17 protein-coding genes are annotated in these 18,035 nt (G+C 42.8%); 5 read left to right on the top strand and 12 right to left on the bottom strand.

What is annotated here, in order from left to right; all coding sequences use genetic code 11:
- Nucleotides 1–159 precede the first annotated feature (159 nt).
- The 4 genes from GPM24_RS00400 to GPM24_RS00385 all read right to left on the bottom strand — a co-directional run bounded on the left by GPM24_RS00400 (nt 160) and on the right by GPM24_RS00385 (nt 4,988).
- Entirely contained in the window at nt 160–561 is a 402-nt protein-coding gene (locus GPM24_RS00400; RefSeq protein ID WP_158824768.1) for a response regulator, read from the bottom strand.
- A 104-nt stretch (nt 562–665) separates the two neighbouring features.
- Nucleotides 666–3,257 carry a PAS domain S-box protein gene (locus GPM24_RS00395; RefSeq protein ID WP_158824767.1) on the bottom strand — a complete coding sequence of 864 codons (2,592 nt, stop codon included), beginning with the start codon at nt 3,255–3,257 and terminating at the stop codon, nt 666–668.
- 160 nt (nt 3,258–3,417) lie between these two features.
- On the bottom strand, nt 3,418–4,251 hold the full coding sequence (locus GPM24_RS00390) for an MBL fold metallo-hydrolase (protein WP_158824766.1): 834 nt from the start codon (nt 4,249–4,251) through the stop codon (nt 3,418–3,420).
- A 77-nt stretch (nt 4,252–4,328) separates the two neighbouring features.
- Complete coding sequence (locus GPM24_RS00385; protein ID WP_158824765.1) at nt 4,329–4,988, bottom strand: MBL fold metallo-hydrolase; 660 nt, start codon at nt 4,986–4,988, stop codon at nt 4,329–4,331.
- Between the two features lie 115 nt (nt 4,989–5,103).
- On the opposite strand from GPM24_RS00385, the gene GPM24_RS00380 reads away from it, so the two are divergent.
- Complete coding sequence (locus tag GPM24_RS00380; protein WP_158824764.1) at nt 5,104–5,430, top strand: hypothetical protein; 327 nt, start codon at nt 5,104–5,106, stop codon at nt 5,428–5,430.
- On the opposite strand, the gene GPM24_RS22270 is transcribed toward GPM24_RS00380, so the two are convergent.
- A complete protein-coding gene (locus GPM24_RS22270; RefSeq protein WP_255459103.1) occupies nt 5,431–5,781 on the bottom strand; it encodes a methyltransferase domain-containing protein in 351 nt (116 codons plus the stop codon).
- Nucleotides 5,771–6,049, bottom strand: coding sequence for a class I SAM-dependent methyltransferase (locus GPM24_RS22265; protein ID WP_255459102.1), 279 nt, complete (start codon nt 6,047–6,049; stop codon nt 5,771–5,773). The genes GPM24_RS22270 and GPM24_RS22265 overlap by 11 nt, the downstream gene beginning before the upstream one ends.
- A 106-nt stretch (nt 6,050–6,155) precedes the next feature.
- Between GPM24_RS22265 and GPM24_RS00370 the strand changes: the two genes are divergently transcribed.
- Entirely contained in the window at nt 6,156–6,725 is a 570-nt protein-coding gene (locus tag GPM24_RS00370; protein ID WP_158824763.1) for a DUF6252 domain-containing protein, read from the top strand.
- Here GPM24_RS00370 and GPM24_RS00365 read toward each other — a convergent pair whose 3' ends face one another.
- The 3 genes from GPM24_RS00365 to GPM24_RS00355 form a co-directional block, all read right to left on the bottom strand.
- Entirely contained in the window at nt 6,726–7,397 is a 672-nt protein-coding gene (locus GPM24_RS00365; protein ID WP_158824762.1) for an SOS response-associated peptidase, read from the bottom strand. It abuts the gene before it with no gap.
- A gap of 51 nt (nt 7,398–7,448) precedes the next feature.
- Nucleotides 7,449–8,168 carry an endonuclease III domain-containing protein gene (locus GPM24_RS00360; protein WP_158824761.1) on the bottom strand — a complete coding sequence of 240 codons (720 nt, stop codon included), beginning with the start codon at nt 8,166–8,168 and terminating at the stop codon, nt 7,449–7,451.
- Nucleotides 8,169–8,405: 237 nt separating this feature from the next.
- Nucleotides 8,406–8,894, bottom strand: coding sequence for a hypothetical protein (locus GPM24_RS00355; protein WP_158824760.1), 489 nt, complete (start codon nt 8,892–8,894; stop codon nt 8,406–8,408).
- Nucleotides 8,895–9,344: 450 nt separating this feature from the next.
- Between GPM24_RS00355 and GPM24_RS00350 the strand changes: the two genes are divergently transcribed.
- The 3 genes from GPM24_RS00350 to GPM24_RS00340 all read left to right on the top strand — a co-directional run bounded on the left by GPM24_RS00350 (nt 9,345) and on the right by GPM24_RS00340 (nt 11,336).
- On the top strand, nt 9,345–10,376 hold the full coding sequence (locus GPM24_RS00350) for a DUF262 domain-containing protein (RefSeq protein ID WP_158824759.1): 1,032 nt from the start codon (nt 9,345–9,347) through the stop codon (nt 10,374–10,376).
- Nucleotides 10,376–11,032 carry an MAE_28990/MAE_18760 family HEPN-like nuclease gene (locus GPM24_RS00345; protein WP_158824758.1) on the top strand — a complete coding sequence of 219 codons (657 nt, stop codon included), beginning with the start codon at nt 10,376–10,378 and terminating at the stop codon, nt 11,030–11,032. Before GPM24_RS00350 ends, GPM24_RS00345 begins: the two co-directional genes overlap by 1 nt.
- Before the next feature lie 100 nt (nt 11,033–11,132).
- The gene (locus GPM24_RS00340) at nt 11,133–11,336 is read left to right on the top strand and encodes a DUF5808 domain-containing protein (protein WP_158824757.1); all 204 of its coding nucleotides are present in this window, start codon (nt 11,133–11,135) and stop codon (nt 11,334–11,336) included.
- A gap of 320 nt (nt 11,337–11,656) precedes the next feature.
- Here GPM24_RS00340 and GPM24_RS00335 read toward each other — a convergent pair whose 3' ends face one another.
- From GPM24_RS00335 to GPM24_RS00325, 3 genes are all read right to left on the bottom strand, one after another.
- Nucleotides 11,657–15,184: a TraB/GumN family protein gene (locus GPM24_RS00335; RefSeq protein WP_158824756.1), complete on the bottom strand. Its 3,528-nt coding sequence runs from the start codon at nt 15,182–15,184 to the stop codon at nt 11,657–11,659.
- 117 nt (nt 15,185–15,301) lie between these two features.
- On the bottom strand, nt 15,302–16,930 hold the full coding sequence (locus GPM24_RS00330; protein ID WP_158824755.1) for an ArnT family glycosyltransferase: 1,629 nt from the start codon (nt 16,928–16,930) through the stop codon (nt 15,302–15,304).
- Between the two features lie 201 nt (nt 16,931–17,131).
- Entirely contained in the window at nt 17,132–17,467 is a 336-nt protein-coding gene (locus tag GPM24_RS00325) for a hypothetical protein (protein ID WP_158824754.1), read from the bottom strand.
- Between the last annotated feature and the right edge of the window lie 568 nt (nt 17,468–18,035).

The raw sequence follows: 18,035 nt of genomic DNA, 5'->3' as shown, positions 1-18,035 counted from the left end.
GGCAACTTTGAGTACAAGTGAGTATTTAAGGTAAAAAATATATGAGTTACACAGAGATATAATTGCACTAAGTATCTTTAGGCTACTGTTTCAGAACCGGATACAATATAAATGTAGTAAGTGCTAAATACTCTGAGTATGGCACTTAAATATTAAATATTAGGCTGATGCAGCTGCCGGATAACCAGCACCAGTAAAGCTGGCTTTTGAAGATAGCATTTCAATTTTTGAAATCAGCTCATCCATATCAAAAGGCTTGGCAATAAAATCATCTGCACCCGAATCCATGGCCGATTGTTTAATATCCTTGCTGGCCGATATCATGAGTACCGGTATAAAGCGGGTTTCATCTTTGGCTTTAAGTTCGCGGCAAATGTCGCGGCCGTCGCAACCCGACATCCAAATATCCAATAATAACACATCGGGGTGATTGCCATTTAGGGATAGCACATCTGTACCATTGTAAGTAGATGATACGTCATAACCGTGGAAATCCAAAATCATCTCTACTGCATCTACAATTCCCGGATCGTCGTCTGCTATTAATATTCGCTTTGGCATGTTATAAATAGGTAACTGCAAACTTAAATAATTGTAAAAATAAAATGCAAAAAAAAATAAACTTTTAGTTAGGTAATTATCTGAGCAGAAGCAGTATCGGAAAGTTATTTTAAGGGTAAGGCAAAGCAGAAAGTTGATCCCTGGCCCTCTGCACTGCTTACCCATATACGGCCCCCTTCGCGTTTAATAATTTCTGAAGATATGTAAAGGCCCAATCCCAAACCCGGAAAGGTATGTTGCTGGTCGCCACTTACGCGATAAAACTGTTCAAACACGCGATCTTGCTTGTCCGCACTAATGCCTATACCAAAATCTTGTACGCAAAGGTTTATCTCGTTGTTCACCAAGCTCGTGCTTACAATAATTTTATTGGCATTGGGTGAATACTTGATGGCATTGGTTACCAGGTTAGTGATAACTTGTCCGATACGGTCTTTGTCGGCAAATACTAATCCGGTATGACCTAGTTGTAGCACAATTTCATGCCGTGTGGTGGTACGTTGTAAATCTTCAATCAGTTCTACAACTAGTTGGTTGAAATCAAAATCATCATCATTAAACTGTAGGCGGCCTGATTGAATTTTAGTTACATCCAATAAATCACCAATCAGGCTGGTTAAGCGGTCAAGCTGGCTGTTCATTTTACCTAGCATAGCAGCCTTTTTTGAGTCGCCATCCCGGGTAAACATAGCTTCCAGTACCTGGGTATAAGCCTTGATACTGGTTACAGGTGTTTTAAGTTCATGGCTGGCAACGCCTATAAACTCGTCTTTTTGCTGCTGCATTTGTTTTTGCTCGGTCATATCCACGCAAGCGCCAATGTAGCCGGCAAACGTGCCATCATCTTGGTATTGCGGGTTGCCGGTGCAAACCACCCAGCGTGTGCTGCCATCGCTATGCTTAATCCTGAAAAAGCTTTCATGAAATTTACGATCAGTAAAATCGCTTAAAAACTTTTCGGCCACTTGCTGTAAATCTTTCGGGTGTACCGAGTCCAGCCAACCTTCACCTAAATGTTCTTCTAAATTGCGGCCTGTCCAGTTTATCCATATCTGGTTAACGTAAGTAATGCTGCCCTTATCGTCAGACATCCACAATGCCGCCGGTGATGCTGTAGTAATGCCTCTAAACAAAGCCTCACTGTCACGTAGTGCCTTCTGTGCAGCCAATTCTGGCCGCAAATCACGCACAACGGTAGCCCTTCCCAAAGGCTGACCGGTAGTGGTGTCTTTAAACAGCAGGGTAGTTGCGTAGGCTGGGATGCGCTCGCCAGTTTTAAAATTCTGATAAATGATGTGCCCTTTCCAGCGACCATCTTTTAATAACGCCGGATTAACTTCGTTTTTAATACGGTCGGCCTCTTCGGGCAATACATATTCTGTATTTTGCCGTAAAGCCTCTTCCATGCTATCAAAGCCCATCATCTGCCGTCCGGTTTTGTTCAGGTAAGTGAGCTTCCCGTTCCAGTCAGATAAGCTGATAAAGTCGTTACTATTGTCAATTAGCCAAAGCAGTTTGCGTTGCTCTTCGCGGGCTTCCTCTTCGGCTGTAATATCATAAGCTAAACCTATAAATTTAATAGGCTTATTAAGTTCATCAAACAGGTATTTACCTTTAGTACGTGCCCAATGTATTGAGCCATCATGCCAAATAAATCTGGCCTCGTAAAGCAAATTTCCCGTTTTAGCCGCAATGTTATACGCATGTTGCCGTTTCAGGCGGTCGTCCGGATGTATTTGATTGACGAAGTCAGCCCTTATGAAATCCGTTCTTTCTAAACCAGTAAATACTTTAGCAAATAGTGGGGTATAAGTCATATCATCGTTGGTTAAATCGATGATAAAGCTGCCAGCACCGATGGTTTCAACCGCCAATTGTGCCAATTGCTCGGCCGAGTTGATTTTGGCATCGGCCTGCACAATATCGCTAATATCTTGTGCTATACCCGAAAAACGGTAAGGTTGGTTATTTTCATCAAAATATGCTTTGCCCAAACAATGCAGCCATCGCAGTTTTTGGTCGTCAGCACCTATGGTTCTAAACTTAATATCATAAGTGCCACCCGATTTAAAATCGATTGCGTGGCCAACAGCCGTTTCAACAGCAGGGCGATCTTCGGGATGTATGTATTTTAAGACCTGGTCATAAGCAACTTTGTCGTCTTTAGAAAATCCGTAAAGCTGCTTGGTTCGGTTATCCCAAGTTACCTTGTTGTTAGTGATGTCTAAGTTCCAGGTGCCCACGTTGGCCGCCTGTAAAGCATATTCCAAATGCTCTTCGGCTTCATCGGCTCTGCGACGTGCAAGTACCAAAGCGGTAACATCAGTAGCCGTATTTAATATTCCCCAAACCTGTCCATCGGTGCCTTTAAGTGGTTTGTATGTGAAGTTGTAGTAAAAATCCTGCAAAACACCGTCAACCACAATTTTCACCAAGTCTTCAGTAGCCTCATAGGCAACGCCGGTTGTATATACATCATGTAGCAGCTGATGAAACGGTTGCCCCTCCAATTCGGGCAAAGCTTCACGAACCGTTTTGCCTATTACCAATTCGCTTTTACCCCAAGTATTTTTATACATGGCTTTATTAGCCATATATATTCGCATTTCGAGGCCTGTATACAAACCCATAGGAGTGGGCGATTCTTCTATAAGGGCACGAAGCACCCCTGCATCCGTATCTAAATATTTTTCCATTAAGGATTTCCGGCAGTAAATTAGTTATTTAAGGTTGACGCTTATATAGCTGAGTACAGCTACGAAGATAATCTTAAATAACTGCTTTTGCATACGCAATAACAACTCAGTACAGCTATGGATATTGAATTGTTTTTGATGAATAACGGATGCTGGTATATTAAAATAAGGAAAACTGTACATCAGGCTGCATATTGCCTAAACCGGCAAGTTGGTTTTGGCCTCCTGAATTTTGGATGTGATACACCGGCGTTTCTTCATATCTGGATGCAACGATAATTTGTGTGCCGCCAGCGTGAGCATTAAACAGCTCGCTTGCCAGGTTAGGGCAATTGTTGTCTTTCGATAAGTGAGATAACAGCAAATGGCTCATAAATAATGGCTTGTGCGTTTTAAACAACTCAAGCGCCTGCCGGTTGCTTAAATGTCCATGGCCGCCGCTGATGCGCCTTTTCAAGTGGTAGGGGTAGTGCCCGGTTGCCAGCATCTGCTCATCATAATTGGCTTCTAAAAATGCCGCGTGGCATTGTTTAAAGTGGCGTATAAGGTGCTCGCATGGTGCGCCTATATCGGTAAAAATACCAACTTTTACATCCTTGCAGGATACTAAAAAGCTATGAGGCTCAGCAGCGTCATGAAATTTAGGAAAGGCTGTCACCAGTATATCACCAATCGTTATTTCTTCATAACCTTTTAAAGACTGTACTAGATGATATTCCAGCAGTAAGCTGCAGTTTTTAAGGGTATTTGTGGTGATGTAAACCGGTAATTGGTATTTTTTAGACAATACAGCTATGCCACGGATATGATCGGAATGTTCGTGCGATACAAAAATGGCTTTAACCTTGCGGATGTTTAGGCCCAAGCGCAGCATCCGTTTTTCTACCTCACGGCAGGATATGCCTACGTCAATCAATACCGCTTCGCGGTGGTTGCCTACGTAATAACAGTTGCCGTTGCTGCCCGAATTGAGTGAGGTAATAAAAAGTGCCATTGCAGTATACAAAGTAACCTGTTTTTGGTCACTTTATTACCCCTTAATTAAATTTATTTACTTTTTAAAGATGAACGTTACACTTCAATGCTTTCGCCAATATCATCTACAATATGGAATTGAATGCCTTTGTTATTAAAGTGCTGCTGATAGTTTTGATAGCGTTGTTTCACAAAAAATGGTTTGGCAAAACCATCGTGTACCGGTAAAATTCGTTTGGGTTGCAGGGCGTCGGCAAAGTTGGCAATTTGTATTTCAGTAGTAAACGGTGCCATTACCGGTAATAGTACCAGTTCAATACCTTTGTGTTGTAATAACTTGTCTTCAAAAGAATCAACAGGATGTAAAACCTTGCCATTAATTATAAAGGCGGTCATTTGCGGTATGGGACTGTCCAATAAAGGCTCGTGTACTACCTCAAATGTTTCCAGCTCAAACGGGCCAATGCGGTTGGTGCCATTTTGCAGCAATTCGTAACTTAAATTCTCGGCTTCCAGCAATTCGCCAACATCGGCGTTGGTGTAAATAGTGGCGTTACTTAGTGCAGTAATTTGTTTTAGTACGTTGATGTCCAAATGATCGGGATGTTTATGCGTTACGATGATGGCATCCACGTTGGCAAACTGCTGTTCATGAACCAAATCTTCGGTAAATGAGAACATGCCAGGGTCGATGAGTAATTGGTAATTTTCCTGCTCAAACAATAAACACGAGTGCAAATATTTGGAAATCTTCATAGCTCAAAAGTTTACTTTGAAACCCAATAGGGGTTAAAAGGTTTTAAGTTATCATGGATGATAGCACAAAGTAAACACTAAACAAATATCTAATACTGGCTGTTAATCTATTACTATGAACAGAGCCGACCAGGATTTTAACGAACAATTTAAACCGGTAGCACCACCGGAATCATACCAGCCAGATGCAAGCGAGCAGGATAAAGTATTGTATGCTTTATCGCAAATAGGCGAAGGCAATGCAGCCGATGTAGCCGCTAAACTGACCGAGTATGATACTGAAACCCCACCGCAAGAATTGCACCGCCAGGCAGAGCAGGTACTAACCGGCCTATATGAAAAGGGACTGATTAAAGGCAACCAGCAGGATTCCGAAATCAGTTTTAATCTGAGTAAAATTACCGCACCTAATACCGGCGGCACTGATCCCGATCTGCTGTAGTTATTGCAACTTTTGCAGGCACCACGTAGTCATGCAGCGCAGGTTTTGTACGTTGGTGGTTTTAATGGGCTCGTGCAGGTAGCCGTTGAGTTGTTTGGTGTAGTATAACAATTGCGCCTCGTTTACCAGGTAGCGTTCAGAACCGTCGGGAAGTAGATAACGGCCGTTACCTAAAGGTTGTAACAAATTTTCGATACCTATATCTGAGGCCAGGCGCGCAAACAAATAGCCGCCTGGCTTTAGTGCACGCCACGTAGCATACAGCATAGCTTCAAAGTGTTGTTTGCTTTGGGCAAAATGTAGTACGGCACTGCTGATAATCAAATCGAAGCTGCTGTCGTTAAAAGGCATATCTTCGGTTGTGCTTATCATAAAGTTTTCGAGGCGGATTGGTAGTAGCCAGCTGTGCCGATAGTTCCTTTACAGCCTCAATTGCCTGCGGATTAGGATCAACCCCGTACACTTCATATCCATTTTGCAGAAAATAGACTAAATTGCGGCCACCTCCGCAACCTGCATCCAGTATTTTTCGGCTATTGGCATAAGTGCCTTTCAGTAGCTGATCAAACAAATAAATATCAATATTGCCGAAAATATGCTGAAGCTGGTTATTCATCATGCGAAAGTAGCAACGCGAGCCGTGATATGCCTACTCAATTGTTAAAAAGTGTGAAACTAAAATTTTAAAGCTATCAGTGTTGTTTATTTACGCCTTTAAAACCATTATGAAGCGAAAAATAACATTACTGATTTTGTTTTTTACTGGCGCCGTTTTAATGCAAAGTTGTAAAAAGAAAGATGACGACGACTCGACGACCACTACGCCAACTTTACAAGCCTATATCAACGGTCCAGAATGGACGCCCGATACCTTAAGTGCTTCTGTTGTTTATAACACAACAGCTAAAATCAAAGTGCTTACTATCACCGGCACCATGGCGCAAAAAAGGGCGACTGTTGTTGTAACAATGGGCAACGCATCTAATGATAATACATTTAGTGCCGATACTTACAGGGTTGATGGCTCCGGCAGTGTAGTGATGACCTACTACACACAGCAAAAAGCAGCTGATGGCAGTTATGTATTTGTGCAGCACGGCACCGTGCAGTCGGGTAGTGGAAGTGTAGTTGTGACTTCTGCTGATGCTACTGCCAAAACGCTTACAGGTACCTTCAGTTTTATATCTACCAACAAAACTTATGATAGCCAGGGCAACATCATTTCAGTTGATGTAGCTAATATTTTGTCCGGCCAGTTTAATGGCTTGCCGTATACTTATACCATTAGCAATTAATTACTGACTATTGAGCGGCAGCAACAGTTCGGCGTAATTGTTACGGGCTACGTTTACTTCTTTGCTTACGCGATACCGGTCCATTTCATCATCTGGGTAAGCATCCAGCAACTGGGTTAGATCTTTCATGGGCACATCGTTGCTTAGCCATAGGCTTTCCTCTTCCTTGCTCAGGATAACAGGCATACGGTCATGTAGCTTGCCCACCGTTTTGTTGGGTGTGGTAGTGATGATGGTAAAGCTGAGATAGCCCTCTTCCGTTTTTTTATCTTTCCAGTAACTATATAATCCGGCAAAGGCAAATACGCCTCTGTCGGGCAAACTAAAACGGTAGGGAAATTTTTCCTTGCCGGCTTTTTCCCACTCGTAAAAGCCATCGGCCAGTACCAGGCAGCGGCGGTTCTTTTCCATCAGGGGTTTAAAGCTGGTGAGTTCCAAAACGGTTTCAGCGCGGGCGTTAAACATTTTTAAGCCTATCTTGGTGTCCTGTGCCCAAAAGGGTACCAGTCCAAAATGATATTGCTGTATGGTATCAGGGTGTTGCGCAGTGATAACGGCCGCATTCATGGTGGGCGCCGTGTTGTACGACGGTGCAAAAGGGTCAATCACCTTGACGGTGTACTCCCTCGCTACCTGCTCGCTATCCTTACTAAGTGAAAATCGTGCACACATATGCTCTTTTTAATTATAACCTGTAAACCCTAAAGTTGTTGGCAACCGGCATCAAGGCGTATCCGTGGTAGCTTTGTTAACCAACGCCTGACCGGTAGGGCATACATCAAGCAGCACACAACGGCGGCAATCGGGTTTGTAATGGAAACACACCTTTTGCCCGTGGCGCATCATTACCTGATGATGGTCGTACATTTCTTGTGCCGTAAAATCGGGCGGCAGCATGTTTTCGAGCACATGGTGGGCTTTGGCTTCACCTATTTTGGCGTCGATGATACCCAAACGGGTGGCTACCCTAAAGTGGTGCGAATCTACCGGCAGGGCCTTACCGCGCATGTTGCTGAAAGATATTACCGCCGCGCTGCTTTTGGGGCCTACGCCGGGTAGTTCTTCCAGCCAGCGGCGGGCGTCGGCCACGTCCATCTGGGTTAAGAATTCTAATGATAAGCCACCGCACTTTTCGGTGATGAGGCGTAATACTTGTTGTATGCGCGGTGCTTTCTGCTCGGGCCAGGTACAGGGCTTAATAGCTGCTTGTACTTCATCGGTAGGGGCATCACGCACGGCTTCCCAACTGCCGAATAATTCTTTAAGATTACGGAAAGCCTGACCTGAGTTGTGGTTGGTAGTGCGGTGCGACAACAGGGCCGACATCAGTTCGCTCAGTGGATCGAGGTCGTGAAAATATTTGATGTCGCGGCCGTATACGTCGCTCAGGCGGTGATGAATTTCCAGTACAAACGCTTCTTTATCGGTGATGGTGGCTATCATGGCTTGGCAAATTTTAAGCCGCAAGTGATAGGGGGAGCGCTTACCGGCAAAGTTATCTTCCAAATTGCATGCCGTATTCTTGATTGGGGTGAGAATGTTTGTGCTGTTGCGGCCAAGAAGCGGCAACGACGGAGCTACGTTATTCAGTTTAAGCGTTCGTTCGTCTGTAAACAGAAAAGCCGCCTTTATGAGGCGGCTTTTGTTTTAGGTAGATGTAGAGTATAGTATTGTTGAATTTTAGAAAGTAAAACGGAAACCTAAACCGAAACGGCCGGCTTCAAAGTTGTTGCCATAATCGCCGATGTACCAAGATGGACGCCAGTCGAAAGTTAAGCTGATAGGCACATCAGGCGTGAATTTGTAATCTAAACCAGCCATCGGGCGAATGTAAAATGCAGTTTCGCCATCGCCGAAGCCTAATTGCGGACCACCACCTAAATACCATTTAAGGCCCGGCGCGCCGCTGATAGGGGCATGGTACTGGTAGTAAGCGCCCAAGTAGGTTGCACCGCCACCAAAAAGTAAATCGGCCTGACCGGCATTGTTGCCGTCAAAAAAGTGTTTAACGCTTGGGCCCACCAGGGTAGCGCCGTTGCCAAAATCAATACCCAAACCTAATCCGGTACCATAAGATGAGCCGGTGTTTGAACGGCCTCTTCTTTGGGCGTAGGTTGCCGTGGCGGTAAGCACAAAGGCCAGCGCTAAAAGAAAGAAAGATTTTTTCATGATAATGAGTGATTAAAATTTACAAAACGCTTACCAACTTTAGTACCAATTATGTGTTTGGAGCTGATTTTTGGTTAAAAAGTAGGTGTATGGTAAAATAAAATTCTTAAGTGAAAAAATAATTAATTGATGTGAAAGTGAGAGGTTTGGCGTAGGGATGTATGGGATTGAGGTGTTGGGTTTTGTGAACTGTTAGGTGTTTAGGGTGATGAAGGCTTCTTCAGTTGTGGAAACTTGTTCTTTTCCGGCACTCCGGAGAATATAAACATATTTGACCGAAGCCTTGAGACTTCGGTCAGCGTAGAGATAAGATTCTTCACTCGCTGAATCCTTTTAATTGTTTGTAGTTTAAAACGTTGACCAGCAAAAGAGAATTTTAGTAGCAGACGGGGGAATAGACGATATATAATTGTATTATTATATTTATATATTAGGTCGCTAATTATCAAAATGGATATACAAAACCAGTTAACAGATCAAAAAAGGAAAGTTGATTTCAATACATATGATATCAGCGTTAAAGAATTAATTTCAATGGTTGCAGATGGTATTATTGATATTGCTCCCGATTACCAAAGGCAATTCCGGTGGAAAGAAGATAGACAATCCACTTTGGTAGAATCTGTATTCTTAGGCATTCCAGTTCCAAGTTTGTACATGGCTGCAAACGGCGACGGTTCTTGGGAACTTATAGATGGAGTACAGCGGCTAAGTAGCATTATATCGTTTGCTGGCAGTACTGAGGCTAGAGAAAAAACAGGTCTTTCAAATATTTTAAAACTAATCTCTTTAGAAAAGCTCACAACTTTCAATAATCTAACTAATGCTCAACTTCCGAAAACTATTCAGCTAGAGTTTCTTTTAAAACCATTAAAGATTACAACGTTAAGCGACAAAAGTGATTTACTTGTTAGATTCGACCTTTTTGAAAGATTGAACACAGGTGGGGTAGCTTTGTCGAATCAAGAGATTAGAGGATGTGTTTATCGTGGGAAATTTAATAATTTTTTAAAGGATTTGTCTTTAAATGAGAGTTTTAAAAATGTAGTTAAGCTAACAAAAGGTCAAGAGGCAGATGCTACTAGAGAAGAATTTGTGTTAAGATTTTTTGCATTCCTCTACAAATATCAATCATTTGATCATAGTGTGGTTGAGTTTCTAAATACTTATATGGCAGATGCATCGAAAAATTTCAATTACAAAGAGGGACTGAAAATTTTTGAAACTACTTTTTCTCAGTTGTGCGCGTTGCCAAACGGTATAACTTATAATAGAACCACTACACCAACTAATTTATTTGAGGGCGTTGCTGTTGGAGCAGCTCTTGCTATAATGAAGAAAAAGCAAATCAATACACAGGATTTAAGTTGGTTAAATGATGAGGAATTTAGAAAGTCTACGACTGGTGCAACAAATACTAAGAAAAAAGTAGCGTACAGGATTGAGTATAGCAGAGATAAGTTCTTGTTAAATAATAAGTAATGTTTGACGATATCGAAGCACAATGCACTCAGCGCATTACAGAGATTCGAGAATATATTGATTTTATTAGCCCCTTAATTCCAGCTCCACCTGTTGCTCCCCCTAGGTATTTAAATACCTCAAAAGGTTTAGTGTTTGTGCAATTATATGGTTTGATTGAATTCACAGTACTCAAAACAATTGAAAAAACAATTGCATGCATCAATTCAGAAAATCTAACAGTGAAACAAATAAAACCTGTACTATTAGGATTAGCATTAAATTCAAGTCTGGATTCGTTAATCGATGCAAACCGTAGTAAATGGGATAAAAGGCATGACTTGTTTGACAAAATTGATAGAGATGTTACTGTTGTAATTGAAAGTCATCTTTTACCTACGGATGGAAAAAATATCCAACTAAAACAACTTGAATCTATAAAAAATATTTTTTGCATTTCTCAACCTATATTTCATGATATAAGGTTTACTAGTAGAATAAGAGAGATCGTACAAAATAGAATCAACGTTGCTCATGGAAATAGTTCTGCATCAGACGTCGGGGCCTCATATACAACAACAGATTTACTTAACAGATTAACGGAGGTATCTGCATTTTGCTCATATTTTATTAGCGTGTTTGATGATTACATTGAATCAGAAGCATATTTAGTTTAAAAGTTATAGCAACTCTCATCTTATTGGAGCCAGTATGTAGTATAGAAATGGGTGTAGGCCACTTATGTCTATCGGAATAGTATCAATTCAATAAATCACCGTGGAAAACCTCAACAGAAAAGATATCAAATACTGGAAGTGGGGGATGTTTTATTACAACCCCGATGATGGTGCCGTATGGGTTGAAAAGCGCAACAATATGGGGTGGACGTTGAACTTTGCACACAAAGCGGCTTACCTCTGGTTGCTGCTTTTAGTGGTTGTTCCTGTTTTAATAGCTATCTATTGCAAAGAAATCCTATAAAAATGTTGTTCATAATCTTTCAAAATACCGAACAACATCCCTAGCAGACATTAATTCATTCAATCCCTCCTCAATCTTCTGGCCTTTCCCTTGCATCCGCTCTGTGTATAATGCGCCGCATAAATTTTAGCCAGTACAAAGTTGGTAGTCAACTAAAATGATACTGTGTAAAAAGCCGGCCATCAGCATCAAAAAAAGGTAAATAGTACAGGTGGATAGCAAGTCAGGTCATTAACAGGTTGCGCTAACGGCCTGCCATAAACACGAACAGCCTTTCTGTAGCAGAAAGGCTGTTCGTGTTTATAACAATACTATAATAATTACTGGCTGTACTGCTCTTTTAAAACAGGAATCATTTGAATGGCCTGTGCGCGCCAGTTGGCTTTTTTAACCTCGCTGTTGCTGTATGACCAATATCTGCTAAAATCTAACCGAGCCGATCCTGCTTTAAACGGACCCGCAATGCCGATGTAATCGGGCTGATTATCTTCCATATCCTCATTCCGGTATCCAAAGGCATAATAAACTTTGCCCTGCTGCATAACGCTGCCCAGCAGATAGAGCTTGTTGGGATAGGCATCTTCATATTCGCCCAGATATTCGTACATACATAAGCGGGCAAATTCGGCCTGGGTTTTATATTTGCCAGACACTTTACCCAACTGGTTTTCCTGACTGAAAGCTTCCATCAACATGTATCTGGAGTTGATATCGGCCAGTTTTTGGGTAATCATCAATTGGGGTAAAGTCAGTTGATTGTGTATCCGCGCAGCCAAGGCATTGGAATGATAATCTGTTTTTTTGTTTTGCCCAATGAGGCGCGAGGTAAACGCTGCAGTAAGCGGTTGGCCTTTTACTTTGCTCATCAGTGTTAAGTACCGGTATATATAACTCGACCATTCGTTGTAGCTGGTATCACTTTGAGCTAAGCACTGGTTTAAATCGGCCTGCCCATAGGCGGTAAGCGCTTTAAAATGATTTTTAACGAGCGGAAGATAGGTGGATTGATTGTCATCAGTCAGCATACTATTAGCCAAGCTTAACAACTGACTCCGGTATTTGGGATGCTTCATCAAAGGCAGCAGCTGTTCAAAATGAGCAGCAGCATAGGCCAGCGAGTCATGCAAAGGTGCAAACGCATTGTAGGCGCTTTCCAGTTGCAGTTCATCACCTGTGGTGAGCAGGTTAAGATATTGTTTGTAGCCGTCCTGCTGGTCAACCTTGGCCATGGTTTTTAGCGTCAGGGCTTTCAGGTAATCTTTGCCTTGCAGGGTAGGGTATATGGTCAATAACTGCGACAGGGTTTGTGCATCATGGTTGCCAACTAAACCCCTCAACAATTTCTGGCGTGCGCCGGTATCGGTGGTATCATCCGGGTAGCTTTTTTGCAGAGCCTGGTAAATGGCAGGTAAATCCTGCTTTTCAAAATCATAATAGTTAAGGCTGCCCAGTGCATACTTGTAAACGCTGGTATCGGGTGATAGCAGATCGCTCATAATAACACTAGTTTTAGAGCCGCTCAAATCAAACGGCTGGCTGCTTTTGCTAATGTTTAAAGAGTTAAAGTAATTGTTGGCATCTGCACTGTATAATTCATCTGTACCCAATCGGCCCGACATATAATACATTTCGTTGTTGGTAAACAGCACGCGGTGGCGGCGGTTTTGAGTAGAGTCGGCCGTTTGGGTGATATACTCCCGGCCTTTTAAGCCACCCATTGTTACCGTGTCGGTCTTTAAAATTTTGTAACCGTCGGCTAAGCCGTTGATCAAGTTTTTATAAAGCGAGTCGATATGTGGCGTGCGGTAATATTTGCTGATGGTGGCATGCTCAAATGTGTAAACACCGCCCGAGTTAGGGTTAGTGCTATAACAGTCCACATCTGTTTGAAGGTAAGATGTAGCATCGTGGGCTGATCTTACTACTATTTTAGGCGCGGCCGAAAATGTGCTGATGCTGTATTTGTCGCCTTGTGGCTTATAAGTTACCATCTGCGCCGGCCGATGCGGTAACAAGCTGAACGATTTGAAAAAGTCGTCTTTAATTCGGTCGCGCTTATTTTCGAGCATATCCTGCCGCATTAACAGGTACAGGCGGTTGCCACGTACATAAACCTGAATTTCGCAAAATGATTTATCGCTCAGCATAACGGTCATCGCACGGCCTTCGTTACCATCTTTCCAAATCTTTTTAGGCTGACCGATGATACTGCCTTTTTGTTTGAACTCATCTACCATCGAATTAAACACTAAGTTTTTATCGGCCAGGTAATACCCTTCGGGGTAATCATTGTAGCGCAATAAGTAGTTGGCCATGTTGGTTTCGTGGGTAGATACGTACATGTTCATTACGTATGGCGCACCATCTTTTTGATTGGGGTTGGCTATTTGTTTGTTGATGTATTTTGGCTCAACCGGTACTTTTACGCTAAAGCCGCCTTTGGCATCTTTAAAATCAATCCAAGGTGTTACCGGTTTTTCTTGTGGTTGTGTGATTTTAAGCGAACTGAAAAAGCGATTGGCGTAAGGCAATTGCAATACCTCTTTTTTGTTGCCCAGATACAGTGCATACAATAAGTTGTTTTTCAAAACAAACTGCATACGCATGTAATCAACACCGCTTTTTAACATCAGTTCCATACCCTTCATGCCGTTTAGCGTAATTAGCTTTTTGCTGATTATGTTGCTGCCCTTTCGCCATTGGCTAATACGGGTCATGGCATCGGTAAGGCTGGCCGGATGAGCAGCCGTACCCGCCGGCAAGGTTAAAGCCCCAAAAAACACCTCGTTTGACAAGTCGGGCGAGATAACCGTTTTAAAAGTATAAAGATCGGTAACAAACGGCTCTGACGGAAATTCTACGGTATAGCCATGCTCTTTATCTTCATACATGTGCCATTTCATTTTAGCATGGTCTATTACGTAGCTGTTGGCAATACCGGTAAAAGTTGCATTAACAGGTGTAACGGTGTAGCCTGCTTGGCGCAGCAAATCGATAACGCCGCCTTCGCCTGGCAGGTGGGCTACACCAACGGCGGTAAACAAGCTTTGTTTGGTCATGATTTTAAGCATACTGTTCACCATTACGCGGTTTCGGCCAATGATGGTAGCGTTGATGCCTTCCAGATCCAGCAGGTGGTTATAAATAGCCTTCAGGCTGCCGGTAGCGTAAATATCAGTAAGGGTTTCACGCTCTTTGCCGTTGGCTTCATTGCCGCCCAAAAAATCTTCAATACGCTGTTTTAATATTTCGTCCGATTCATTCAAGCTGTTTGCCTGGTCGGATGCTTTTTCTAATCCGTATATGTCTTTTTGCAGTGTGCGGGCAATGCCATATAGGTAGGCATCCACAAAAGTTATTTTATCGTCGGGCTTATCGTTCTGGTCATTCAGCATCGATTCCAACGCAGCCGGGTTCACCGATTTGCTCATCTGGTAGCCGTGTTTGGTTTCAAATCGTTTGGCCAGCTTGGCATATTGCTCATCACTCAGTATTTTGTGCAGGTCGCGTGATGGATCTTGATTTCTCATATCGGTCAGCATGTATTGCACCAGGCTGTCGGGGTGTACCTCCAGCGTAAAGGCATCACATTTTTGAATGCACACCATAACCGAGTCGCTAAAATCAAACACACGCTTGTCTCTGACGTGCATAGTGCCAAACAGGTAGGAGGGCTTGGTTAAATCTTTACCGGTAATTTTCCAAAGCAGCGTATAATCGGGCTTATGCTGCCCACTGGCTAAAGACGTAAAACCCAGTATGAAGATTAAGACAAGTAACTTAGCGCAGTTACTTGCAGCGAAGCTAAAACCGTTGTGTAAACGGCGACGACGTAGAACAGAGAACATAAAGTTTAGGATAATGAACCGTAAAGATAATACTTTATGTATCCTTTTCGATAAAGTAACAAAAAAGCCCGTTGGTTAAGTAACCAACGGGCTTTTAATGTTTTGTAATTATTATGCTTATTTACCAAACGGCGGACGCCCGGTAAGCTGACGGTAAACCGGGAAACGCTCCAGCGGCTGTTTGCTGATGTGGAAGTTTTTGCAGTAATACACCTGCAGGTGCAATTCATCAACACCCTTGCGGTGCACAATTACATCGGGCAGTTGCTTTACACTATCAAAAAACGGTACCACATTAAGCGGAATACTGGCTTGGTGTTCCTGACCAAAAATGATGGCATCATCACCAATCAACGTTTTCGGATCAACCAAAAATGCCAGGTTGCGTGGGTCTTCATCAAACACAATGATAGGCTTTTGACCTTTCAGCGCCCAATCAACCTTACCGGTTAACCACCAACGGGTGCTGCCCGTAAACATATGCGGATTTTGCATCCAGCCTTCTTTTTCAAACCGGGTCTTAATATCGTCGTAATCAATACCCTGCACGGTAGGATCATAAGTGCCACCACCGCGTTGTACTACCCATTTGGGGCCATAGGCCTGCCAAAAGCCGGTAACCATATGCAGGGTAACTACCGTGATGGTGATAACGCTGAACCAAATGGTAAAATTCATCCAGCGTTTGGTTAACCGGTAGTCGCTTGAGGTAATATTACTCAAGCTGTTATCTACTGCATAGCCCAGCGGTATAAACAGCATCATATAACCAGGTGCCTGCCAGTGAAAGTGATATTGCAAATCGCTCCACAGCGTAACCATGGTAAAAAATACCAGCGGAAATACCGATACCCAAAAAATAAAACTGTACGACTGTGACTGGTTGCGCAGCTTAAAACTTTTAACAAACTGTACCAGCATAGGTATCCATATCCAAGGCAGCAGCCAAATGGCCTGCCCTAGTATACTGCGGAAAAACCAATCGAAATGCAGATGAAACTTGCTGTCGCTGGCAGCCGCGCGTGAGCCCTGGAAAACAAAAGATACCCAGTTGTTTTCATAATTCCACCAAATAACGGGGAAGGCCAATATCAACGAAACCAGTACCGCCAGGTACGGGCCGGGGTGGGTAAGCCAGTGGCGTTGGCTTTTATTAGTGCTGATGAAAAGAAATACCCCAAAGAATAGGAATATCACATGGTACTTGCTCAGGATAGCCAAACCCATGCTTATGCCGATAAGCAGCCATTGCAGGTAAATTTTGCTGCTGTGCCAGTTCACCGTTTCGGTGGTGTTTTGCTGTAGCAGTAGTAAGCGCAGAATAAAATAAGTGCTCACCATCCAAAAAAACATCAGTGGCGCATCGGGCTGAAACCAAACGGCAATAGGTATGGTAAACACGGCACTAAGGTTAATAAGCACCACGGCCCAAAAGCCAGCCCGACTGTTAAACAACATTCGGGTTACCAAAAACAAAAACCAGGTAGTGCCGGCAAACAATAATACCGACGGAAAGCGCAGGCCCAGCGTAGTTAGTCCGAAAAGCTTAATGCTTAATCCGCCCAGCCAAAAGAACAAGGGCGGCTGGTCAAAATAGCTCAAGTCAAGGTGCATGGCTCCGCGAAAGTAGTACGACTCGCCGATGCCCAGTCCGGTAAAAGCGGCCACATACAAGCGCAAAAAAAATGTGATAATGATAAGCAGTACGCTGTAGTTGTAGGCCCTGCTGTCTGTAAGTTGTTTCATTAGTTGTTTGGAAGTGTGTTTGATTTTACCAGCCAGTTGCCAAGGCTGTTAAAAACCGAATGCAAATATACAATGCAACCCAACGTTTTTATGGAGAATATTTAGGATGAGTAAGGTTGAGATATAAAAGTGAAAAATAGTTAAAGCAAAAAAGACATCTCTGAAGTCAGAAATGTCTTTTTTATGGATGGCTAATAGCGATTAGCTGTTATCGTCGCCGGTGCTGGAGCCCGAGCGGCGCTTGTCTTTATCGTCCAGATCCATGTCCATTTGCTCGTCGTGCCCGTCGTAACCAATCATAGTATCTTCGGGTGCAATGCGGTAGCTGTCTTTGTGCTGGCGGTCTTCGCTTACCGCATTAGTAGTGCCGTCAAAGCCGGTATCGTTTTGTATTTCCGGATCGGGCGTATTGGTTGGAACACCGCCAATTGAATCGTCCTTGTTATCACGGTCCGAAAAGTTCTGCTGATTTTCTTGTTGGGTTGCCATAGTATGCCTTCCAATGGTTGGCGAGAAAGTGATTGAGCTTTTTGCCATGTATGAAAAGTTGGGTTTGGAGTCGCCGTTGGTGGGCAGCCGCAAGCTTTAAACCTATTACTAAGCTTTTCTATCTAGGTACGAATGCAGAATATGCAAGCTTTTGGATGACAGTGATTACCTGATTCTTATTTGTTTTAATGCTTTGCCAGCCAAGCTGGTAAAGCATCTGTGAAAATTGATGATGGACCGTAAGGGAAGAAGGGCATCGGCTTCAAGATTGAGTATGCTATGGCACTTTTACACTTCAATTTTGCCAAGTGTTAGTGCTGCTGGCGCTGATTGAAATTCATCAAGAATAACTAGCATATATTCTTGATTACTATTTAGTTATTCAACTTTCTAGCCATTAGCCAAGGTTTTTGTTTTCAAAATTCTTCTCAGTACCTTTCACCGTTAAAACTAGTTACATTTTACTACTTATTACGATGGGTGCCATTTTTTAAATTATCAAAAAGCTGAATGCCACAGGAGATAGATTTCTGATTTACACTGGAAATGTCATAAATCAATAGTAGGAAATTCCAATTTTAATACATTTCATGAATTTAAATCTATAACGGTTTCT

The sequence above is a fragment of the Mucilaginibacter lacusdianchii genome, from assembly GCF_009770985.1.
GTDB classification, from domain to species: domain Bacteria; phylum Bacteroidota; class Bacteroidia; order Sphingobacteriales; family Sphingobacteriaceae; genus Mucilaginibacter; species Mucilaginibacter lacusdianchii.
Note: the sequence above shows the minus strand (reverse complement) of the source record. Positions and strands in the feature narration are given on the sequence as shown.